Here is a 21,287-nt window from a genome sequence, read left to right as displayed (position 1 = left end):
CACCCCGTGGCTGTCCAGCACTGAAAGGTTCAGGGCGTGACCGAGCTCCTCATTCCGACGCACTGGGATCCCACCGATCCCGACATCAACGAAGTGGCCCTGCCGCACGAGCAGTTCCGCGCCCTGCGCGAGAGCGAGCCGATCCGCTGGATCGAGCAGATCCCGGAGGCCCGTGCCGGCTTCCTCGACACCGGCTACTGGGCGCTGACCCGGCACGCCGAGGTCCGCCAGGTCTCCAAGGACAACGAGAACTGGTCCGCCATGGAGAACGGCGTCATCATCCGGTTCGCGCCCGACATGACCCGCGACCAGGTCGAGGTCCAGCGCGCCATGCTGATCCACCACGACCCGCCCGACCACACGCAGATGCGCGGCATCGTCTCCCGCGGCTTCACTCCGCGCGTGATCGCCTCGCTGAAGCAGGTCCTCCGGGACCGGGCGTACGAGATCGTCAGGGAGGCTGTCGCCAAGGGCAGCGGCGACTTCGTCGAGGACATCGCCGCCGAGCTCCCGCTCCAGGCGATCGCCGACTTCCTCGGCGTGCCGCAGGAGGACCGCAAGAAGCTCTTCGAGTGGTCCAACCAGATGATGGGGTACGACGACCCGGACATCGATGCCGACCCGGCGGTCGCGTCCATGGAGATCCTCGTCTACTTCGACCAGCTCGCCAACGAGCGCCGCGCGAACCCGCAGGACGACATCGTCACCAAGCTGATCAGCGTCGGCCTCGACGACGACCACGGCGCGCTGACCAACGACGAGTTCGGCTTCTTCGTCATCCTGCTCACCGTCGCCGGCAACGAGACCACCCGCAACGCCACCAGCCACGGCATGCATGCCTTCTTCGAGCACCCCGACCAGTGGGAGCTGTGGAAGAAGGAGCGTCCGGAGACGGCGATCGACGAGATCGTCCGCTGGGCCACCCCGGTGACCGTCTTCCAGCGCACCGCCAAGAAGGACACCGAGCTGGCCGGCCAGGCGATCAAGAAGGGTGACCGCGTGGCCATGTTCTACGCGTCCGCCAACTTCGACGAGACCGTCTTCGACGAGCCGTTCACGTTCAACATCCTGCGCGAGAACAACCCGCACGTCGCCTTCGGCGGTCACGGCGCGCACTACTGTCTCGGCGCCAACCTGGCCCGGCTGCAGATCAACCTGATCTTCAACGCGATCGCCGACCTGGCCCCCGACATCACACTCGCGGCCGAGCCGCGCCGGCTGCGCTCGGGCTGGCTCAACGCGATCAAGGAGATGCGGGTCAGCTACTCCTGAGCGTCACCACCAGGTCGGCACGCGGCCCGCTCCCGGCGGGAGCGGGCCGCGTCGTACGCCGGGGATGCAGTAGCGTTCTGGGTGCAAGCAGGCCGATCTCCAGGAGGTTGCGATGAGCGACGTCAACGCCGAGCAGTTCCCCGGTTTCTCCGAGAACCACTACCAGCACGGGATGCACTCCCTCGCCTGGATCTCGCTGTGGCTGATCGTCGGGCTGGGCGTGGCTGCCGGCATCTTCGGGTTCATCTGGGGCATCAGCCACTGAGTGGCCGGCCCGCGCCTCAGTCGCGGGCGGTGAGCACCAGGGGGTCGCCCGACGTGATGGCGACGGTGTGCTCGGAGTGCGCGCCGCGCGAGCCGTCGGCGCTGCGGATGGTCCAGCCGTCGGGGTCGAACACGATCTCGTCGGTGGTGTGCAGGAACCACGGCTCGATCGCGATGACCAGGCCCGGACGGAGCTTGAGACCGCGTCCGGGGCGGCCGTCGTTGGCGACGTGCGGCTCGCCGTGCATGGTCCGGCCGACGCCGTGCCCGCCGAACTGGAGGTTGACCTTGAGGCCGGCCGCATGGGCGACGTCGCCGATCGCTGCGGAGATGTCGCCGAGCCGGTTGCCGGCGCGGGCGGCGGCGATGCCGGCGTCGAGGGCCTGCTGGGTGACCTCGATCAGTCGCAGGTCCTCCTCCCGGGCCGCGCCGACGACGACCGACAGTGCGGAGTCGGAGACCCAGCCGTCGACGGAGGCCGCGAAGTCGACCGAGAGCAGGTCGCCGTCCCGCAGCGTGTAGTCGTGGGGCAGGCCGTGGAGCACTGCGTCGTTGACCGAGGTGCATAGCACCTTGCCGAACGGGCTGGCGCCGAACGACGGGTGGTAGTCGATGTAGCACGACTCCGCGCCGGCGTCCTTGATCATCTGGTGCGCCAGCGCGTCGAGCTCGAGCAGGTTGACGCCGACCGCGGCCTTCTCGGAGAGGGCCTGGATCACCGAGGCGACGAAGCGCCCGGCCGGACGCATCTGCTCGATCTGAGTGGGGGTGCGCAGCTCGATCACGGGGTCGAGCCTACTGACCGGACGAGGCGTCCCCGGCATCGACGACGACCGCGCTGTGGCTCGACGCGTCGTCGGCGTCGAAGGCCAGCCCGTCGAGGTGACCGCCGACCAGGTAGACCGACCCGCTGCCCGTGCCGGACTCGCCCGCGGCCAGGCTCAGCCCGCCGTCGAGGCTCGGGTCGACCCACGCCCCGTCGACGACGGCCTTGACCCGGATGTGGTCGAGGTAGATGGTCCGGTCGCTGCGGTTGCGGGCGTCGTAGGCGAAGGTGCAGTCGCCGTCGGCGCAGGTCAGCGAGGTGACCGTGATCTCGAGGTCCCCGTCGTCGGTCCGGAACCGCTCGCCGATCTTCGCGCTCGGCTCGGGCGGGTCGACGGTGTCGAACAGGTCACCCAGGTAGCGCAGGGTCACGAACCCGACCACCGACGCGACCGCGAGCGCGACCGCCGAGAGCCCGAGCCCCCAGGCCGCCATCCCGGTACGCCGCCCGACCCGCCGCCCCCGGATCATCCCGGCCACGCCGAGGCCGGCGCCGACCAGCGCGAGCAGCGCGCCCAGGAAGTTGACCAGCGGGATCGGCGCGGTGACCAGGGCGATGATCCCGACCACCAGCGCCGCGACCGCCACGCCGTTGGTCGCCGGGCGGGGCTGGGGTGGGAACGGTGGCGTCGGGGGTGGGTACGGCGCGCTCACGCCGTGACCCTAGCCCCCGCCGCCTTCCGGCAAACCGTCAGTTGCCCGGCTTGTCGGCGCCGACCACCCACATCGCGAAGAACTGCGACCCGCCGCCGTACGCGTGGCCGAGGGCCTTGCGCGCCCCGTCCACCTGGTGCTCGCCCGCCGCGCCGCGGACCTGGAGGGCGGCCTCGCCGAAGCGGAGCATGCCGGAGGCGCCGATCGGGTTGGAGGAGAGGACGCCGCCGGAGCAGTTGACCGGGATCGTGCCGGTCATGGCGGTCTCGCCGGCCTCGGTGAGCCTCCAGCCCTCGCCCTCGGCGGCGAAGCCGAGGTTCTCCAGCCACATCGGCTCGAACCAGGAGAACGGCACGTAGATCTCGGCCGCGTCGATCTCGTCGATCGGCGAGGTGACGCCGGCCTGCTTCCAGAGGGCGGCGGCGGCGTCGCGGCCGGCCTGCGGGTTGACCTGGTCGCGCTCGGCGGCCGTGGTGGGCTCCGAACGCATCGCCGTGCCGTGGATCCATGCCGGGTTCGGGGAGGCGGCGGCGACGTCCTCGGCGGCGATGACCAGGGCGCAGGCGCCGTCGGAGGAGGGGCAGGTCTCGTCGTACCGGATCGGGTCCCAGAGCATCTGCGACGCCAGGACCGACTCGACGGTGGTGCCCTCGTTGTGCAGGTGCGCGTAGGGGTTCTTGAGCGCGTTGGTGCGGTCCTTCGCGGCGACGATCGCCCCGATGTGGGCGGGCGCGCCGGAGCGGCGGATGTAGGAGCGCACGTGCGGGGCGAAGTAGCCGCCGGCGCCGGCGTGGACGGGCATCACGAACGGCACGGGCACCGAGAGCGCCCACATCGCATTGGACTCCGACTGCTTCTCGAAGGCCACGGTGAGCACCTTGCGGTGGACGCCGGACTGCACGAGCGAGGCCGCGACGATGGCGGTGGAGCCGCCGACCGAGCCGGCCGTGTGGACGCGCAGCAGCGGCTTGCCGGCCGCGCCGAGCGCCTCGGCGAGGTACAGCTCGGGCATCATCACGCCCTCGAACAGGTCGGGCGCCTTGCCGACGACGATCGCGTCGACCTCGTCGAGGGTCATCCCGGCGTCGGCGAGCGCGCGGTCCATGGCCTCGCGACACAGGCCCGCCATGGAGACGTCCTCGCGCTTGGCGCGGTGGTGGGTCTGGCCCACGCCGATCACGGCTGCGGGGGTCTTGCCCATCAGATCTGTCCCTTCTCGGTGGTGGCGGCCATCACGCAGACGAGGTTCTGCTGCAGCGCCGGTCCGCTGGTGGCGTGGCCGAGCACCTTGTCGGCGGTGCCGTCCCAGATCCGGCGAGCGGCCTCGCCGATCCGGATCGCCCCGCCGGTGAACATCGGGTTCCCCGCGAGCGCGCCGCCACTGGGGTTGATCCGCGTGTCGTCGGCCAGCCCCAGCTCGCGGCGCAGGATCAGCTCCTGGTGGCTGAACGGCGCGTGCAGCTCGGCGATCTCGACGCCCTGGACGCCGGCCGCCGCGGCGGCGCGGGACGCCGACTCCGAGCCGGTCAGGTCGCGGGTGCCGAGGTGGAGCCCGTCGGTGTAGTGCGCCAGGCCGGTGATCCAGGCCGGGCGCTCCCGGACCTCGCGCGCCTTGTCGCCGGCGGCGAGCACGATCGCGGCCGCGCCGTCGGTGACCGGCGACGCGTCGTGCTTGCGCAGCGGGTCGGCGAACATCGGCCGGGCGAGCAGGTCCGCGACGGACGAGCCGCCCGAGCGGACGGCGTACTCGTTCTTCTCGGCGTCGCTCAGCGACCGGTTGACGACCTCGGCCATCGCGGCCTCGTCCCACGCGCCGGCGTCGATGCCGAGGCGGGCCTGCAGCGCCGCGATGGAGACGGTGTCGGGCCACAGTGGAGTGAGCGTGTAGGGGTCCAGCTGGAGGCTGAGGGTACGACGCAGCACGCCGGCCGAGGCCTTGCCGAAGCCGAACACCAGCGCGGTGTCGACCTCGCCGGTCTGGATCTTCAGCCAGGCCTCGTAGAGCGCCCAGGCGGCGTCCATCTCGACGTGCGACTCGTTGACCGGCGGGAGCACGCCGATCGCGTCGATCGCGCTCACGAAGGAGAACGACCGGCCGGCCAGGTAGTCCGAGGAGCCGGAGCACCAAAAGCCGATGTCCTTCTTGGTCCAGCCGGTCTGCTCGTAGCACTCGCCGAAGATCGGCACGAGCAGCTCGGCACAGGTCGGCGACCCGTCGTAGTCCTGCATCTGTCGCTGGGCGAACCCGACGACGGCAACGTCACGCATGGTTGTCCTTCCGCCCGCTCAGAGGTGGTGCTTGTAGCTGTCGAAGTCCGCGTCGGGCTCGCCGGTCGGCGCGAAGTGGCTGATGTTCTCGATCGTCGTGCCCCACTCCTCGCGGGGCTTCCAGACCGCCTTGACCCGCAGGCCCATCCGGATCTCCTCGACCGGGATGTCGAGGATCAGGTGCTGCAGCGCGATGTCCGCGCCGTCGAGCAGGATGTACGCCGAGACGTAGGGCGGCGTGATCCTCTGCCCCAGGAAGGGCACGTTGACGATGCAGAACGTGGTCACGGTGCCGGTGTCGGAGAGCTCGATCTCCTCGACCGTCGGCACGCCGTCGACCGGGCAGGCCGGCCGCGGCGGGACGTAGACCTTCTGGCACCTCGGGCAGCGCTGGCCGACGATCCGGCCCTCGGCGAGACCGCGGAAGAACGCCGACTCCTCGGGGGAGGCGGCGTAGGTGTAGTCGAGGCTGACCGGCGTGACGATGCCGGTGACCTCGCCGGTGGCGCCGCTGTCGGTGGCGGCGACCGGCGCTCCCGTGTCGGGCTCGAAGACCAGGTCGGTGATCGCGCCGGTGCGCTCGGCGGCCCAGCGGGCGCGGACCTTCATCCCGGTGCTGATCTCGTCGGGGCTCGCGACGTCGACGGCGTGCAGCAGCGGGGCGTCGGCGCCGTCGAGGGTGACCAGCGCGAAGGCGAACGGCCGGTCGAACGGCTGCCCGGCGACCGGCTCGCTGACCCAGGTCCAGGAGGTGACGGTGCCGGTGTCCGGCAGGTCGACGAAGTCCTCGGTGGCGCGGTGGGTGACCGGGTCGAACTCGGGCGGCGGTACGACGACGCGGCCGTCGCTGAGCCGGGCGCCGACGAGCTGCCCGTCGCGGACACCGGTGAGGAAGCGGCCGAGGACCGGGCCGACCGATCGGGTGTAGTCGAAGGACACCGTCACCGGTGCCGAGAGGGTGCGACTCATGAGCCAAAGTGAAACATGTTCCGGCAGAAAGTGAAACACGTTCTAGAAATGGATCTGGTCGATCCGTCATGATGCGGACCATGAAACTGGGCTTGCAGCTGGGGTACTGGTCCGCGCAACCGCCGCAGGGCGTCGGCGAGCTCGTCGCCGCGGCGGAGGACGCGGGCTTCGACGCGATCTTCACCGCCGAGGCCTGGGGGAGCGACGCGTTCACCCCGCTGGCCTGGTGGGGCCGCGAGACCTCCCGGGTCCGCCTCGGCACCTCGATCGTGCAGATGTCGGGCCGCACCCCGACCTCGATCGCCATGCACGCCCTCACCCTCGACCACCTCACCGGTGGCCGGGTGATCCTCGGCATGGGCGTCAGCGGCCCGCAGGTGGTCGAGGGCTGGTACGGCGTCCCGTTCTCCAAGCCGCTGGCCCGGACCCGCGAGGTGGTCTCGATCATCCGCCAGGTCCTGGCCCGCGAGGCTCCGGTGACCAACGCCGGCCCCCACCACCCGTTGCCGTACGCCGGCCCCGGCGCGGTCGGCCTCGGCAAGCCGCTCAAGCCGATCGTCCACCCGCTGCGCGCCGACCTGCCGATCTGGCTGGGCGCCGAAGGCCCCAAGAACGTCGCGCAGACCGCCGAGATCGCCGACGGCTGGATCCCGATCTTCTACACGCCCGCGAGTGCGGGGATGTACCAGCCGTGGCTCGACGAGGGCTTCGCGCGACCGGGCGCGCGTCGTACCCGGGCGGACTTCGAGATCGCCGCCACCTGCCACCTGCAGATCGTCGAGGACGCCGCGGGGAAGCAGGCGGTCGTCGACGCGATGAAGCCGTTCGTGTCGCTCTACATGGGCGGGATGGGCGCCAAGGAGCAGAACTTCCACCACCAGGTCTTCACGCGGATGGGGTACGGCGAGCTGGCCGACGAGGTGCAGGAGCTGTACCTGTCCGGTGAGAAGGACAAGGCCACCGCGCTGATCCCCGACGAGCTGGTCGACGACATGCACATCATCGGCACGCCCGGTGAGGTGAAGGAGCGGGTCGCGCAGTGGGAGGAGACCGGGGTCACCACGCTGCTGCTGTCGTGCCGCAGCGCTGCGGAGGTCCGCGGGATCGCCGAGCTGCTGGCCTGATTCCGGATCAGTGGATTCGGGCTGAGCCCGGAACCATCCCTGGCCGTTGTCGGCGGCGCGGGCTACCGTCCTGTCGCATGAGGCGCGAGCCGCACGAGAACGTCGCCACGGTGCTGGTCGATCCTGCCCTGCTGCCGGACCTCGAGCTGGAGCTGGTCGAGCTCGACCTGTGGGTGTGGCCGGTGCGCACGGCGCCGATCTGCGTCGACGGGCCGCGCACGGAGTTCCAGGTGCGTCGGCGGCTGGTCGAGGCGCAGCGCGGGGCGTGGGACTGCGCGGCGGCGTGGACGCCGGTGTGGATCAGCTTCGGTGAGCGCTGGGCGAGTGGGGACGACCCGCTGCCGTGGGCCGCGCACCGCGCGCTGTGGGACCTGCTCGACGCCCACGCCGAGCAGGTCCGGTTCCACCGTCGGCTCGGTGGGGTGCGGCCGCTGGTCGCGCCGATCGAGCGGCGGGCCGGCTGAGCCGGACGCCTACTCCGACTCGAGTGGGTAGCCCCGCGAGGCGAACGCCGCCTTGACGACGTCGCGCTCGGCCTCGACCGGCTTGTCGAAGAGCCGGCGCCCGCCGGTGCCGTCGATGACCACCTTCTTGCCGTCCAGGTGGACGCCGACGACCGCCTCCCGGGCCAGGCGGCGCCGGTCCTGGTCGTGGACGACCACCACGGCGTCGTCATGGACCTCGAGTCGCCACTCGTCGACGAGCACCAGGAAGGCCACGACCAGGCCGGCCGCCAGGCCCAGCGCGGGCCGCGCCGCCCAGGCCCACGGGTCGTCGAAGTCGCCGACCCAGCGCAGTGGCTCCTTGAACGGCACGAACGGCACGTCGGCGAGCCAGCGCATGACCAGCGGGCCGAGGGTGAGGAGCAGGATCCCGCCGGCGGCGAAGATCAGGTAGGTCCAGATCTTGTCCTCGCGGGTGGAGCCCAGGTCGTCGTACGCCATGGGGCGACGGTAGGCCGGGCGCGTAGGCGGCGCATCGGTCGCGAGCAGGAGGCGACCACGACCAAGGTAGGGGTCCTTGCCCACCGAATAGAACACGTTCTAGTGTGCAGGGGTGACCGACACGCTCCGCACTCCTGCCCACAACGGCCACCTGATGGTCGCGGCCCTCAAGCGGCACGCGAACCGCCCGATCATGCACCTCGGCGACGTGACGCTGACCGGCAGCGAGACGGCGGAGCGGATCTCGCAGTACATCCAGGCCTTCGAGTCCCTCGGCGCCGGCCGTGGCACGCCGGGCGCGCTGCTCGCGCTCAACCGGCCCGAGGTGCTCTTCGTCCTCGGCGCGGGGCAGACCCAGGGCTTCCAGCGCACCTCGCTGCACCCGCTCGGCTCGGCCGACGACCACGCCTACGTCATCAACGACGCGGGGATCACCACGCTCGTCGTCGACCCCTACTTCGCCGGCCGTGCCGTCGAACTGCTCGGCACGTGCCCGGGCCTCAAGCAGGTGCTGACGATCGGACCGGTGCCTGAGGAGCTCGCCGAGGTCGGCACCGACCTGACCGAGGTCGCCGCGACCTTCGCGCCGCAGCCGCTGCAGGCCGCACTGCTCGAGCCCGACCACATCACCTCGATCACCTACACCGGCGGCACGACCGGCAAGCCCAAGGGCGTGATCGGCACCGTGCGCGCCTTCTCGACGATGGCGCAGATCCAGATGGCGGAGTGGGAGTGGCCCGAGGAGCCGCGCTTCCTCATGTGCACGCCACTCTCGCACGCCGGCGCGGCCTTCTTCGTCCCGGTGGTGCTCAAGGGCGGCACCCTGTTCGTCTCCTCCCGGTTCGACCCGGCCGAGGTGCTCCGGACGATCGAGGAGAAGCGGATCAACTCCCTGATGCTCGTGCCGACGATGCTCTACGCGCTGCTGGACCACCCCGACTCGCGCACCCGCGACCTGTCCTCGCTCGAGACCGTCTACTACGGCGCGTCCGCGATCAACCCGGTCCGGCTCAAGGAGGCCATCGAGCGGTTCGGCCCGATCTTCGCCCAGTACTACGGGCAGTCCGAGGCGCCGATGGTGATCAGCTACTTCCCGAAGGGCGACCACGTCGACTCCTCGGGTGCGCCCGTCGAGTCCCGGCTCACCTCCTGCGGCCGGCCGTCGGCGTACCTGCGCGCGGCGCTGCTCGACGAGGCCGGCGATCCCGTTGCGCCGGGTGAGCCGGGCGAGATCTGCGTGGCCGGTCCACTGCTCTCAGCGGGCTACTGGCAGCTGCCCGAGGCCACCGCCGAGACCTTCCGCGACGGCTGGATGCACACCGGCGACGTCGCGCGGGAGGACGAGGACGGCTTCTGGTACATCGTCGACCGCACCAAGGACATGATCGTCACCGGCGGCTTCAACGTCTTCCCACGTGAGGTGGAGGACGTCATCGCCGAGCACCCCGCGATCGCCCAGGTGGGCGTGATCGGCACCCCGCACGAGAAGTTCGGCGAGGCGGTGACCGCGGTGGTGGTGCTGCGCGAGGGCTTCGAGCTGACCGACGAGGTGGTCGCCGAGATCAAGGACGCGGTCAAGGAGCGCAAGGGCTCGGTGCAGGCGCCGAAGGACGTGCTCGCCGTCGACGCGCTGCCGCTCACTGCGCTCGGCAAGCCGGACAAGAAGGCGCTCCGCGCGCGGTTCTGGACGGGGGAGCGCTCGGTCGGCTGACCCGCGGCTGGCCTAGGGTGGGCGCGTGCCGGATCTCGTCGTCGGGTTCGACCTCGACCTGACCCTCATCGACACCGCGCCCGGTTTCCGTGACGTGCTCCTCGCGCTCGGCGCCGAGCTGGGCGTGGAGTTCCCGGTCGACGAGCTGGTGGCCCGGCTGGGCCCACCGCTCGACCTGCTGCTCGCGCCGTACCTGCCGGCCGAGGCGATCCCGGCCGCCGGCGACCGGTTCCGGGCGCTCTACCCGGAGCACGCGATCACCAGCGTGCCGGTGCTGCCGGGCGCGCACGACGCCCTGGCCGCCGTACGTCGGCACGGCGGGCGGGTGGTCGTCGTGACCGGGAAGTACCCCGCCAACGCGCAGCTGCACCTCGACCACACCGGCCTCGACGTCGACCTGCTCGAGGGCTGGGTGTGGGGCGTCGGCAAGGCCGACGCGCTGCGCCGCGAGGGCGCGTCGATCTACGTCGGCGACCACGTCCACGACGTCGAGGGCGCGCGGGCCGCCGGTGTCACCAGCGTCTCGGTGCTCACCGGCGGGAGCACGGCCGAGGAGCTGCGCGCCGCCGGCACGGACGCCGTCTTGCCGGGGCTCGAGGATTTCCCGGCCTGGCTCGACGCCCACGTGGCCACGCGCGGTTGAGGATCGGGCCAGCAGGTTTCTGAGAAGAAGTGGACACCATCGCCCTTGAGCAGCTCCGGGCTGGGGGGTTCCGCTGAAAAAGGGCTCTCCTGACTCTTCCGTGGGTGGTTTGAGCGCGCCTGAGAACTGAACACGCCGTTCCCTGCCTAGGTTTCTGAGCTGTCGAAGAACAGGAACCACTGAGCGGAGAACGGCGTGCGGAACGCCAGCCTATGGCGCGCCCTTCTGGGGGTCGAGAAGACGGTCATCGAGAGCATCGAGTTCGATGAGGACGAGGGCGTCGTGGTGGCCGCGGTGCGGCCCACCCGGCGGTCAGCAGGCAGATGCGGACGGTGCGGTCGCCGTTCGCCCTGGTACGACCGCGGCGAGGGTCGCCGGCGCTGGCGGGCGCTCGACCTGGGCACGATCCGAGTGTGGCTCGAGGCCGATGCGCCGCGGGTTAACTGCCGCACACACGGCCCCACGGTCCGGGCTGTCCCGTGGGCTCGTCACGGCGCGGGACATACCCGTGCCTTCGACCAACAGGCGGCGTGGCTGGCGACCAGGTGCTCCAAGACCGCGGTGGTCGAGTTGATGCGGGTCGCGTGGCGCACCGTCGGCTCGATCGTGGACCGGGTGTGGGCCGATGCGTCGGCAGAGGTCGACCTGTTCGCCGGGCTGCGTCGGATCGGGATCGACGAGATCTCCTACAAGCGCGGCCATAAGTACCTCACCGTGGTGGTCTGCCATGACACCGGCCGGCTGGTGTGGGCCGCGCCGGGGAAGGACCAGGCCACCCTGCGCACGTTCTTCGACGCGCTGGAGGCTTCCGGCGAAGGTCGCTGCGCTGAGATCACCCACGTCTCCGCCGACGGGGCGAGCTGGATCGCCCAGGTCGTCGCCGAACGATGTCCGAACGCCGTGCGCTGCGCGGACCCGTTCCACGTCGTGAAGTGGGCCACCGATGCCCTCGACGAGGTCCGCCGCGAGGCCTGGAACGCTGCTCGCGGCGACGTCCGCGCTCACCGTGCCCGCCGCGCCCACGGCAAGGACGTGCAGGCCACCGGCCACGCCAAGGCGGTCAAGGACTCCCGGTTCGCGTTGTGGAAGAACCCCGAGAACCTCACCACCCGGCAGCGGGCCAAGCTCGCCTGGATCGCCAAGGCCGAGCCCAGGCTGCACCGCGCCTACCTCCTCAAGGAAGCGCTCAGGTTGGTGTTCCAGCTCCCGCCGGACGAGGCGCCGGCTGCCCTCGATGCCTGGATCGGCTGGGCCCGTCGATCCCGCATCCCGATCTTCGTCAAGCTCCAACGCACCGTCATCGATCAGAAGGCCGCGATCCTCGCCGCGATCGAGCACGGACTGTCCAACGGCCTGATCGAGTCGGTCAACACCAAGATCCGGCTCATCACCCGCATGGCCTTCGGGTTCGCCTCACCTGGAGCACTCATCGCCTTGGCGATGCTCAACCTCGGAGGCCACAAGCCAGCCCTCCCCGGTCGGATCTGACCCACGGATCAGTCAGGAGGGCCTGAAAAAGTGGCGTCTGGCGCTGAGGCCAGAGCCGACGCCCGTTCAGGTGGCCCTTGGGGCTTGTTCGCCGACCTCAGCGCCCCTGGAACCGCGGCGCCCGCTTCTCCAGGAACGCCCGGGGGCCCTCCTTGGCGTCCTCGGACGAGAACACCGCGGCGCCGATCCGGGCGTCGTCGGCCCAGCAGTCCTCCTCGTGCCGGCCCTCCGAGTCGCGCATGGTCTTCAAGATCGCCTGGACGGCGAGCGGGCCGTTGGCGGCGACCTTGTCGGCGATCTCGTGCGCCTTCGCGAGCGCCGCGCCGTCGGGGACCACGTGGCCGATCAGGCCCAGCTCCTTGGCCTCCGGGGCGCCCAGGGTGCGGCCGGTGAGCAGCAGCTCGGCCGCCACCGTGTAGGGGATCTGGCGGGGGAGCCGGACGGCGGACCCGCCGAGCGGGTACAGCGACCAGCGGGCCTCGGCGACACCGAACCTCGCCGACTCCCCGGCGACCCGGATGTCGGTGCCCTGCAGGATCTCGGTGCCGCCGGCGATGGCCGGGCCCTCGACCGCCGCGATCAATGGCTTGGTGAGCCGGAAGCCCTTGAGCAGGCCCTTGATCGTGGTCGGGTCGTAGGCGCCGGACTCGAAGCTCTCCGACGGGGGCGTGTCGTCGGCGGCCTTGAGGTCCATGCCGGCGCAGAAGTAGCCGCCGGCGCCGGTGAGGATGCAGACCCGGATCTCCGGGTCCTCGTTGACCCGGTCCCAGGCGGCCTCCATGATCCGCAGCATCTCGCCCGACAGCGCGTTGCGGCGCTCGGGGCGGTTCATGGTGACGACCAGCTTGTGGCCGTCCTGCTCGACGAGGCAATCGGTCATGTGAACAACGCTAGCGAAAAAGTGAAACGTGTTCTAGTCTCGCGTCGTGGCCCTGAACATCGCCGATCTCTTCGAACACGCCGTCGACGCCGTTCCCGACAAGCCCGCCGTCCAGGTGGGCGACGACGTCATCTCCTTCGCCGAGCTGGAGGCCGAGTCCAACCGGCTGGCCCACTACCTGCAGGCGCAGGGCATCGGGACCGGCGACCACGTCGGGCTCTACGCGAAGAACAGCATCGAGCACGTCATCGCGCTGATCGCGATCCTCAAGGTCCGCGCGGTCGCGATCAACGTCAACTACCGCTACGTCGCCGGCGAGCTGGAGTACCTCTTCGACAACGCCGACCTGGTCGGCCTGGTCCACGACCGCGTCTACGCGCCGCTGGTCGCGGAGGTGCTGCCCAAGGTCGCCACGATGAAGGCCGTCATCGCCGTGCCGAACCCGCTGGAGCCCGGCGACGCGAGCGACATCGCGTCGTACGGCGGGGTCACGCTCGAGGAGGCGCTGGCCGGCCAGTCGGACGCCCGCGACTTCGGCGAGCGCAGCCCCGACGACATCCACATCATCTACACCGGCGGCACCACCGGCTTCCCGAAGGGCGTCATGTGGCGCCATGAGGACTTCTGGCGGGTGCTCGGCGGCGGCATCGACTTCATGACCTCCGAGCCGCTCGAGGAGTACGACCAGTCCAAGAAGGCGCTGCAGGACAGCCTCGTCACGCTGCCGCTGAGCCCGCTGATGCACGGCGGCGCGCAGGCCTCGCTGCTCATGCACCTGTTCGCCGGCCAGGTCACCATCCTCGAGCCGAGGTTCGACCCGGTGCGCACCTGGGACCTGGTCGACCAGCACGGCGTGCAGATGCTGTTCATGACCGGCGACGCGATGGCGGTGCCGCTCATCGACGCCTACGAGGCCGGTGGGTACGACGGCCAGACCCTGTTCGCCATCGCCTCCAGTGCCGCGATCTTCTCCAAGTCGGTCAAGGAGCGCTGGATGAAGCACTTCCCGAACGCCGTCTTCACCGACTCGGTCGGCTCCTCGGAGACCGGCTTCCAGGGCACCGGCCTGCAGGACGCGAGCGCGCTGTCCACCGACGGCCCGGTCATCTCGCTGCCGCCGACGACGGTGATCATCGGCGACGACAACGAGATCCTCGACCCCGCCACGGACATCGGGAAGATCGGCCGCACCGCCCGGTCGGGCAACGTGCCGGTCGGCTACTACAAGGATCCCGAGAAGTCGGCGAGGACCTTCGTCGAGATCGGCGGCGTGCGCTACTCGATCCCCGGCGACAACGCCCGGATCGAGGAGGGCAACCGGATCACCCTGCTCGGCCGCGGCTCCAACTGCATCAACACCGGCGGCGAGAAGGTCTACCCGGAGGAGGTCGAGCAGGCGATCAAGGCCCACCCGGGCGTCTACGACGTGCTGGTGGTCGGCCTGCCCGACGACACCTACGGCCAGAGCGTGGCCGCCGTCGTCGAGCCGCGCCCTGGCCACGAGCTCGAGCTGGAGGAGCTGCGCACCTTCCTGCGCGCCCACCTGTCGGGCTACAAGCTGCCCCGGGCACTGACGATCGTCGAGGAGATCCCGCGCAACGCGACGGGCAAGGCGCAGTACCCGCGGGCCAAGGAGCTCGCGCTCGCCTCGCGCGACCGGAGCGAGGGAGTGAGCGCCTGATGCACACCGCCCTGTGCGATGCCTTCGGCATCGAGTACCCGATCTTCGCCTTCACCCCCTCCGAGCACGTCGCGGCCGCCGTGTCGCGCGCCGGCGGCCTGGGCGTGCTGGGCTGCGTCCGGTTCAACGGCACCGACGAGCTCGACCGGGTGCTCACGTGGATGGACGAGAACACCGACGGCCGGCCGTACGGCGTCGACGTGGTCATGCCGATGAAGATCCCCACCGAGGGCAGCTCGGCCGACCTGTCGTCGTACATCCCCGAGGGGCACAAGGCGTTCGTCGACAAGACGCTGCTCGAGCTCGGCGTCCCGCCGCTGCCGGAGGGCGAGGGCCGCGAGGGCGTCCTCGGCTGGCTGCACTCGGTGGCGCGCTCCCACGTGGACGTCGCGCTGCAGCATCGTCCGGTGCTGATCGCCAACGCCCTCGGGTCGCCGCCGGTGGACGTCATCGCGCAGTGCCACGACGCGGGCCTCAAGGTCGCTGCCCTGGCCGGTGCCCCGAAGCACGCCCTGAGCCACGTCGCCAACGGGGTCGACATCATCATCGCGCAGGGCTACGAGGCCGGCGGCCACACCGGAGAGATCGCCAGCATGGTGCTGACCCCCGACATCGTCGACGCGGTGGGACCCGACGTGCCCGTCCTCGGTGCCGGCGGCATCGGGTCGGGCCGCCAGATCGCCGCGTCGCTCGCGCTCGGCGCCCAGGGCGTGTGGACCGGCTCGATCTGGCTCGGCACCGAGGAGTACCGCAATCTCGCCGGCAACAGGGGCTGGGAGACCGCCTTCCTGCGCGCCACCTCGTCCGACACCGTGCGCACCCGGATCTACACCGGCAAGCCGGCGCGGCTGCTCAAGACGAGGTGGACCGAGGCCTGGTCGTCCGAGGACGCGCCGGCGCCCCTGCCGATGCCGCTGCAGAACCTGCTCGTCGCCGACGCCCACAACCGGATCAACGCCTCCGGCGACCCCGACGTGATCTCGATGCCGATCGGCCAGATCGTCGGGCGGATGAACGAGGTGCGCCCGGTCGCCGAGGTGGTGGCCGACCTGGTCGCGGAATTCGAGGCGACCGTGAAGAGGCTGGACGGGATCGCCGGGATCTGACCGGATCTTTTGGTCACGCCGGACGCACCAGTATGGCGTGACCGACTCCTCCCTGCTGCCCTGGGCCTTCGACGACATCGCCGCGTTCGGCGCTCGTCCGCACCTGGCCACGCACCGGCTGCACGAGCAGCCGGCGTTCACCGATGACGCCCTGGCCGACCTGCTGGACCGGCTGCCGCGGTCGGTCGTCCATCCGTACACGATGGGCGACGACCCGGCCCGGCCGCAGGAGTGGCGCCGCGGCGCCGAGACCGACCTGCCCGGCCAGGACCTCCTCGAGGTCGTCGCCCGCGGCCACCTGTGGCTCAACCTGGTCGGCGTCGACCGCCACGACCCCGAGATCGCCCGCCTGGTCGATCGGCTGTACGCCGAGATCCGCGCGCTCGTGCCCGGCTTCACCCCGATCCGCACCTCGGCGACGCTGCTCCTGTCGTCGCCGACCGCGATGGTCTACTACCACGCCGACAACCAGCCGAACCTGCTGTGGCACCTGCGCGGGCGCAAGCGCGCCTATGTCTACCCGCGGGCCCAGCGCTTCGTCAGCGACGAGAACCTCGAGCGGCTGGTCGCCGGCGAGACCGAGGAGGAGCTGCCCTTCGACCTCGGGTACGACGAGCAGGCGGCCGTCCTCGACCTCGCGCCCGGACAGGTCGCCTGGTGGCCGCAGAACAGCCCCCACCGGGTCGAGAACGTCGGCGGGATGAACGTCTCGCTGTCCACCGAGCACTGGACGGCCGGCTCGGTGCGCCGCGAGCACCTGTGGACGGCCAACTACTACCTGCGCAGCCGGTTGGGCCGCGTGCCGCGGTCGGCCCGGGAGCAGGGCCTGGTCCCGGCGGCCAAGGTGGCCGCGATGCGGGTCGGTCGGCGCATCGGCGTGCTGGAGCCCGGTCGGCGGCGAGGGCCGCGACCGAGCTTCGTCGTCGACCCCACGGTCGGCTCGGGGGTGGGCTCGCTCGGCTGAGGCTGGTGAGCCGTAGGTTTGGTCCCATGACTCGCAACGTGCTGATCGCCGGAGCCGGACCCGGGGTGAGCGGATCGCTCGCCCGCCTCTACGCCGCGGAGGGCGGCTCGGTGGGTCTGCTCGGCGCCGACGACGACATCCTCGCCGCGCTGCGCGCCGATGTCGAGGCGGCGGGCGCCGTGGCCGGCTCCACCGTCGTCGACCTCACCGACGACGTCGCCACCCGGGCCGCCGTGACCCGCCTGGGCGAGTACGTCGGCCACCTCGACGTCGTCCACTTCAACCCCTCGGCCTACCGCGAGAAGGACCCGCTCAGCCTGACTCCCGACGAGCTGCTCGAGGACGTGCGGCTCGGCGTCGGCGCGCTGCTCTCGGTGCTGCAGGCGGCCCGCCCGTTCCTCGGCCCCGGCGGCCGGTTGACCGTCACCGGCAGCATGGCGGCCGACTCGCCCTGGTTCGGCGCCGCCTCGCTGGGCGTGCAGAAGGCGGGCGTGCAGAACCTGGTCCACAGCATCGATGCCAGCCTCAAGGGCGACGGGATCCGGGCGGTGTCGGTCACCGTCCGCGGGCTGCTGAAGAAGGAGGGCCCGTTCGCCCCCGACAACGTCGCGCGGGCGCTGCGGGCGGCGATCGAGCAGGACGAGGCCGACTGGCGCACGGAGATCCCGTACGAGGGCTGAGCAGCCTGGCTGCTGCCCTGATCAGGCGTACGACGTGCCGCTCACCCCGCCGTCGCCGCGTTGGTCGCGGATCGTCACGCGAAGGAGCGGCCGATCGCCAGCGCCTGCTCGGTGGCCCCGCCGAAGAGGAACTCGAACCGCTTGCCCGAGGTGAAGTAGCGATGCGCCTCGCCGTCGAGGTCGATGCCGACGCCGCCGTGGACATGCACGGTCGTGTGCGCGATCCGGTGTCCCGCGTCGGCCGCCCAGAGCTTCGCGGTGGCGACCTCGGTCGCGGCCGGCAGGCCCTCCTCGAGGCGCCAGACCGCCTGCCACAGGGTGAGCCGCTGGCCGAGGACGTCGATGAACCCGTCGGCCAGGCGCTGCGAGACCGCCTGGAAGGTGCCGATCGGGCGGCCGAACTGCTCGCGGGTCTTCGCGTACTCGGCGGTCAGCCGCAGCGCGCCCTGGGTCACGCCGAGCTGCTCGGCCGCGGCGAGCGTGACGAGGAGCTGGCCCAGGCGCTCGGCCGTCTCCGCGCCGCCCACCCGGGTGCCCGCGGCGCCGGAGAAGGTCACCAGGGCCGCGGCGTCGCCGTCGCTGGTCCTCTGCGCCACTCGCTCGACCCCGGTCGCGCCGGCCTCGACCAGGTAGACGCCCCCGCCGTCCGCACCGGTGGCGGTGACCAGGAAGGCGTCGGCCGCCAGACCGGCCCGGACGAGCGTCTTCACGCCGGTCAGCGCGCCGTCGTCGGTCGCGGTGACGACCGGTGAGGCGGGCAGGTGGGCGCGCTCCTCGGCCACGGCCGCGGCGTAGAGCCCCCGGTCGGCCGGGAGGCCCGCGCCGGTCAGCAGCGTGGTGCAGGCGGCGTGGGTGGCCAGCGGGACCGGTGCGACGTGGCGGCCGACCTCGACCAGCACCCGCGCGAGGGTGACCAGGTCGAGCTCGGTCCAGTCGAAGGCGTCGCCGAGGGTCGCCCACAGCTCGCGGTCGAACCGGTCGCCGCCGGCCTCGACCTCCTTCAGGCGCGCGTTGGTGGTCTTGTCCTCGAGGATCTGGGCGGCGAGCTCCGCGGCCTCGTCCTGCTCGGGGGTGAAGAGAAAGTCCATGGTCCTCGTCCTCAGGCTCGCTTGGCGGCGGGCAGGCCGAGGCCGACGTACCCGATGATGTCGCGCTGGATCTCGTTGGTGCCGCCGCCGAAGGTCATCACCAGCGACGAGCGGTGGAAGCGCTCGAGGCGCCCGGCGAGCACGGCGCCGGGGGAGTCGCCGGTGACGCCGGCGTGCGGGCCGACGACCTCCATCAGCGAGCGGTAGACCTCGGTCGCCAGCTCCGATCCGTAGATCTTGGTCGCCGACGCCTCGGCGGGCGAGAGCGCGACACCGTGGTCGGCGTCGGCCGCGAGCTTCCAGTTGATGAGCGAGAGCGCCTCGACCCGGGCGTGCGCGCGGCCGAGCGCGATCTGCACCCACTCGGTGTCGATGACGCGGCTGCCATCGGGGTTGTGGGTCTCACGGGCCCAGTCCTTGACCAGGGTCAGCGAGTGCTGCAGCGGCGCGGCCGACGTCAGCGCGACCCGCTCGTGGTTGAGCTGGTTGGTCATCAGCGCCCAGCCGCCGCCGCGCTCGCTGACCAGGTTGGACGCGGGCACCCGCACCTCGGAGTAGTACGTCGCCGACGTGCCGACGCCCGCGACGGTATGCACCGGCGTGTACGACACGCCCGGCGCGTCGGCCGGCACCAGGATCATCGACAGCCCCCGGTGGCGCGGGGCGTCCGGCTCGGTGCGGCAGGCCAGCCAGAGCCAGTCGGCGTACTGGATGAGGGAGGTCCACATCTTCTGCCCGTTGATCACCCACTCGTCGCCCTCGAGCGTCGCCTTGGTCTGGAGCGAGGCGAGGTCGGTGCCGGAGCCGGGCTCGGAGTAGCCGATCGAGAAGTGCAGCTCGCCGGCCAGGATCTTCGGGAGGAAGTGCTCCTTCTGCTCCTCGCTGCCGAAGCGCATGATCGTCGGGCCGACCGTGTTGAGCGTGAGGTACGGGATCGGTACGCCGGCGATCGCCGCGACGTCGGTGAAGATCAGCTGCTCCACCATGGAGCGGGCCTGGCCGCCGTACTCCTTGGGCCAGCCGATGCCGAGCCAGCCGTCCTTGCCGATCTGGCGGATGACGTCCTTGTAGACGCCCGCCTCGCCGAACTCGCCGGTGGCCGAGGCCAGACCGGCACGGATCTCAGGGGTGACGAGCTGCGCGAAGTAGTCGCGGAGCTCCTCGCGCAGCGCTGCCTGCTGCGGCTCCAGGTCGATGTGCATGTTGTCACCCTAACGCGAAAACTGTAACGTGTTCTACATGAGCGACACCGCCATCTCTGCTGCGCGCAGCCTCGACCAGGGGACCACGCCGATCCGCTTCGCTCGCGGCTGGCACTGCCTGGGGCTGGCCTCGGACTTCGCCGACGGCAGGCCGCACGCCGTTCACGGGTTCGGTACCAAGCTGGTCGTGTGGCAGGGCAGCGACGGCGGGCTCAACGTCCTCGACGGCTTCTGCCGCCACATGGGCGGCGACCTGACCCAGGGCGAGGTCAAGGGCGACAACGTCGCCTGCCCGTTCCACGACTGGCGTTGGGGCGGCGACGGCAAGTGCAAGGAGATCCCGTACGCGCGGCGGGTGCCGCTGCGGGCGCGGACCCAGCGCTACGAGACGACCGTGCGCAACGGCCAGCTGCTCATCTGGCACGACCCGGAGGGCTCCGCGGCCGACCACGACATCCTGCCGCCCGAGCTGCCGGACGTGATGTCGGACGCCTACACGCCGTGGTCGTGGCACACCAAGGAGATCAACGGCTCGCACTGCCGCGAGCTGATCGACAACGTCGCGGACATGGCGCACTTCTACTACGTCCACTTCGCGTTCCCGACCAGCTTCCGCAACATCTTCGACGGGCACACCGCGACCCAGTTCATGGAGTCGAAGGGCCGGCCCGACACGATGGGCGGCGGGTACGGCGACGAGAACTCGACCCTCAAGTCGGTGGCGACCTACTACGGGCCGTCGTACATGATCAACTGGCTGGAGGTCGACTACAAGGGCTTCATCACCGAGGTCATCCTGATCAACTGCCACATCCCGACCGGCCCTGACTCGTTCCTGCTGCAGTACGGCATCACGGTCAAGAAGCCCGAGGGCCTCGACGAGAAGACCTGCGCCTACATCGCCGAGCGCTACACCGAGTCCTTCGGCGACGGCTTCTTGCAGGACGTGGCGATCTGGGAGAACAAGGTGGCCGTCCAGAACCCGCTGCTGTGCGAGGAGGACGGCCCGGTCTACCAGCTGCGCCGCTGGTACGAGCAGTTCTACGTCGACGTCGCCGACATCGCGCCGGAGATGACCGACCGCTTCGAGTTCGAGGTCGACACCACCAAGGCCAACGAGTACTGGCACGCCGAGGTCGCCGAGAACCTCGCCAGGCGGGCGGCGGCCGACGCCGCCGCGCCCGCGGACGCCTGAGACCGGCGACGCGATGGCATCCTTCGTCCCGACCAGCGAGGAGACCCTCGAGGACCTCCGCCGCTACACCGAGGACCGGCTGGTCGACGTGGCCTGCCTGGACTGCCTGGCGCAGGTCCGGGTGAAGAAGAACAGCGACCACCAGACCTCCGTGCAATGGAGCGCAGAGGCACGGGCCGCGTGTCAGGAGTTCGTGCGACGAGATCAGCATCCCGGCGGACGGGACGTGCACAAGCCATGCGCGCGGCTGATGGCTAGCATCGACGACGCCGTCCGGGCCGGAGAGGTTCCGGTCGGCGCGTACGACGGCTACTGAGCCATCTCTTTCG

The 21,287-nt window shown here is 71.0% G+C and carries 22 protein-coding genes; 13 read left to right on the top strand and 9 right to left on the bottom strand.

Going from position 1 to position 21,287, the window contains the following annotated elements:
* Positions 1 to 36 precede the first annotated feature (36 nt).
* Positions 37 to 1,272 (top strand): cytochrome P450, encoded by a 1,236-nt coding sequence (locus ACUP6Y_RS12555; RefSeq protein WP_462551052.1) that lies wholly within the window; start codon positions 37 to 39, stop codon positions 1,270 to 1,272.
* A gap of 112 nt (positions 1,273 to 1,384) precedes the next feature.
* Positions 1,385 to 1,537, top strand: coding sequence for a hypothetical protein (locus tag ACUP6Y_RS12550; RefSeq protein ID WP_462551051.1), 153 nt, complete (start codon positions 1,385 to 1,387; stop codon positions 1,535 to 1,537).
* 16 nt (positions 1,538 to 1,553) lie between these two features.
* Here ACUP6Y_RS12550 and map read toward each other — a convergent pair whose 3' ends face one another.
* From map to ACUP6Y_RS12525, 5 genes are read right to left on the bottom strand one after another with little or no spacing between them, the layout of a single operon-like run.
* On the bottom strand, positions 1,554 to 2,321 hold the full coding sequence (gene map / locus ACUP6Y_RS12545) for a type I methionyl aminopeptidase (protein ID WP_462551050.1): 768 nt from the start codon (positions 2,319 to 2,321) through the stop codon (positions 1,554 to 1,556).
* 10 nt (positions 2,322 to 2,331) lie between these two features.
* Positions 2,332 to 3,015: a hypothetical protein gene (locus ACUP6Y_RS12540; RefSeq protein WP_462551049.1), complete on the bottom strand. Its 684-nt coding sequence runs from the start codon at positions 3,013 to 3,015 to the stop codon at positions 2,332 to 2,334.
* 37 nt (positions 3,016 to 3,052) lie between these two features.
* Entirely contained in the window at positions 3,053 to 4,216 is a 1,164-nt protein-coding gene (locus ACUP6Y_RS12535; protein WP_462551048.1) for a thiolase domain-containing protein, read from the bottom strand.
* The gene (locus ACUP6Y_RS12530; RefSeq protein WP_462551047.1) at positions 4,216 to 5,283 is read right to left on the bottom strand and encodes a thiolase domain-containing protein; all 1,068 of its coding nucleotides are present in this window, start codon (positions 5,281 to 5,283) and stop codon (positions 4,216 to 4,218) included. Before ACUP6Y_RS12530 ends, ACUP6Y_RS12535 begins: the two co-directional genes overlap by 1 nt.
* An 18-nt stretch (positions 5,284 to 5,301) precedes the next feature.
* A complete protein-coding gene (locus tag ACUP6Y_RS12525; protein WP_462551046.1) occupies positions 5,302 to 6,252 on the bottom strand; it encodes a Zn-ribbon domain-containing OB-fold protein in 951 nt (316 codons plus the stop codon).
* An 80-nt stretch (positions 6,253 to 6,332) separates the two neighbouring features.
* On the opposite strand from ACUP6Y_RS12525, the gene ACUP6Y_RS12520 reads away from it, so the two are divergent.
* Together ACUP6Y_RS12520 and ACUP6Y_RS12515 are read left to right on the top strand one after the other, a co-directional pair.
* Entirely contained in the window at positions 6,333 to 7,376 is a 1,044-nt protein-coding gene (locus ACUP6Y_RS12520; RefSeq protein ID WP_462551045.1) for an LLM class F420-dependent oxidoreductase, read from the top strand.
* A 77-nt stretch (positions 7,377 to 7,453) separates the two neighbouring features.
* Complete coding sequence (locus tag ACUP6Y_RS12515) at positions 7,454 to 7,840, top strand: hypothetical protein (RefSeq protein WP_462551044.1); 387 nt, start codon at positions 7,454 to 7,456, stop codon at positions 7,838 to 7,840.
* Positions 7,841 to 7,849: 9 nt separating this feature from the next.
* Here ACUP6Y_RS12515 and ACUP6Y_RS12510 read toward each other — a convergent pair whose 3' ends face one another.
* Positions 7,850 to 8,320 (bottom strand): YqeB family protein, encoded by a 471-nt coding sequence (locus tag ACUP6Y_RS12510; RefSeq protein ID WP_462551043.1) that lies wholly within the window; start codon positions 8,318 to 8,320, stop codon positions 7,850 to 7,852.
* Between the two features lie 112 nt (positions 8,321 to 8,432).
* Here ACUP6Y_RS12510 and fadD8 point away from each other — a divergent pair, with 112 nt between their 5' ends.
* The 3 genes from fadD8 to ACUP6Y_RS12495 all read left to right on the top strand — a co-directional run bounded on the left by fadD8 (position 8,433) and on the right by ACUP6Y_RS12495 (position 12,162).
* A complete protein-coding gene (fadD8, locus tag ACUP6Y_RS12505; RefSeq protein WP_462551042.1) occupies positions 8,433 to 10,031 on the top strand; it encodes a fatty-acid--CoA ligase FadD8 in 1,599 nt (532 codons plus the stop codon).
* 25 nt (positions 10,032 to 10,056) lie between these two features.
* Positions 10,057 to 10,674: an HAD family hydrolase gene (locus ACUP6Y_RS12500; protein WP_462551041.1), complete on the top strand. Its 618-nt coding sequence runs from the start codon at positions 10,057 to 10,059 to the stop codon at positions 10,672 to 10,674.
* A gap of 195 nt (positions 10,675 to 10,869) precedes the next feature.
* Positions 10,870 to 12,162, top strand: a complete 1,293-nt coding sequence (locus ACUP6Y_RS12495; RefSeq protein ID WP_462551039.1) for an ISL3 family transposase — start codon at positions 10,870 to 10,872, stop codon at positions 12,160 to 12,162.
* 97 nt (positions 12,163 to 12,259) lie between these two features.
* Here the strand turns inward: ACUP6Y_RS12495 and ACUP6Y_RS12490 are convergent, their stop codons facing one another.
* Positions 12,260 to 13,042 carry a crotonase/enoyl-CoA hydratase family protein gene (locus ACUP6Y_RS12490; protein ID WP_462551038.1) on the bottom strand — a complete coding sequence of 261 codons (783 nt, stop codon included), beginning with the start codon at positions 13,040 to 13,042 and terminating at the stop codon, positions 12,260 to 12,262.
* Positions 13,043 to 13,088: 46 nt separating this feature from the next.
* On the opposite strand from ACUP6Y_RS12490, the gene ACUP6Y_RS12485 reads away from it, so the two are divergent.
* The 4 genes from ACUP6Y_RS12485 to ACUP6Y_RS12470 are packed head-to-tail and all read left to right on the top strand — an operon-like array spanning position 13,089 to position 17,473.
* The gene (locus tag ACUP6Y_RS12485) at positions 13,089 to 14,723 is read left to right on the top strand and encodes an acyl-CoA synthetase (protein WP_462551037.1); all 1,635 of its coding nucleotides are present in this window, start codon (positions 13,089 to 13,091) and stop codon (positions 14,721 to 14,723) included.
* Positions 14,723 to 15,829, top strand: coding sequence for an NAD(P)H-dependent flavin oxidoreductase (locus ACUP6Y_RS12480; protein ID WP_462551036.1), 1,107 nt, complete (start codon positions 14,723 to 14,725; stop codon positions 15,827 to 15,829). Before ACUP6Y_RS12485 ends, ACUP6Y_RS12480 begins: the two co-directional genes overlap by 1 nt.
* Positions 15,830 to 15,866: 37 nt before the next feature.
* A complete protein-coding gene (locus ACUP6Y_RS12475) occupies positions 15,867 to 16,793 on the top strand; it encodes a hypothetical protein (RefSeq protein WP_462551035.1) in 927 nt (308 codons plus the stop codon).
* Between the two features lie 26 nt (positions 16,794 to 16,819).
* The gene (locus ACUP6Y_RS12470) at positions 16,820 to 17,473 is read left to right on the top strand and encodes an SDR family oxidoreductase (RefSeq protein WP_462551034.1); all 654 of its coding nucleotides are present in this window, start codon (positions 16,820 to 16,822) and stop codon (positions 17,471 to 17,473) included.
* A 74-nt stretch (positions 17,474 to 17,547) separates the two neighbouring features.
* Here the strand turns inward: ACUP6Y_RS12470 and ACUP6Y_RS12465 are convergent, their stop codons facing one another.
* Together ACUP6Y_RS12465 and ACUP6Y_RS12460 are read right to left on the bottom strand one after the other, a co-directional pair.
* A complete protein-coding gene (locus tag ACUP6Y_RS12465) occupies positions 17,548 to 18,561 on the bottom strand; it encodes an acyl-CoA dehydrogenase family protein (RefSeq protein ID WP_462551033.1) in 1,014 nt (337 codons plus the stop codon).
* Between the two features lie 11 nt (positions 18,562 to 18,572).
* Positions 18,573 to 19,763, bottom strand: a complete 1,191-nt coding sequence (locus ACUP6Y_RS12460; RefSeq protein ID WP_462551032.1) for an acyl-CoA dehydrogenase family protein — start codon at positions 19,761 to 19,763, stop codon at positions 18,573 to 18,575.
* A gap of 37 nt (positions 19,764 to 19,800) precedes the next feature.
* On the opposite strand from ACUP6Y_RS12460, the gene ACUP6Y_RS12455 reads away from it, so the two are divergent.
* Complete coding sequence (locus ACUP6Y_RS12455) at positions 19,801 to 20,958, top strand: Rieske 2Fe-2S domain-containing protein (protein WP_462551031.1); 1,158 nt, start codon at positions 19,801 to 19,803, stop codon at positions 20,956 to 20,958.
* Between the two features lie 13 nt (positions 20,959 to 20,971).
* A complete protein-coding gene (locus ACUP6Y_RS12450) occupies positions 20,972 to 21,274 on the top strand; it encodes a hypothetical protein (RefSeq protein ID WP_462551030.1) in 303 nt (100 codons plus the stop codon).
* Positions 21,275 to 21,287 lie beyond the last annotated feature (13 nt).

It is taken from the genome of Nocardioides sp. S5-5, from assembly GCF_054954065.1.
The sequence above is the reverse complement of the archived record's forward strand: the minus strand, read 5'-3'. Positions and strand labels throughout refer to the sequence as shown.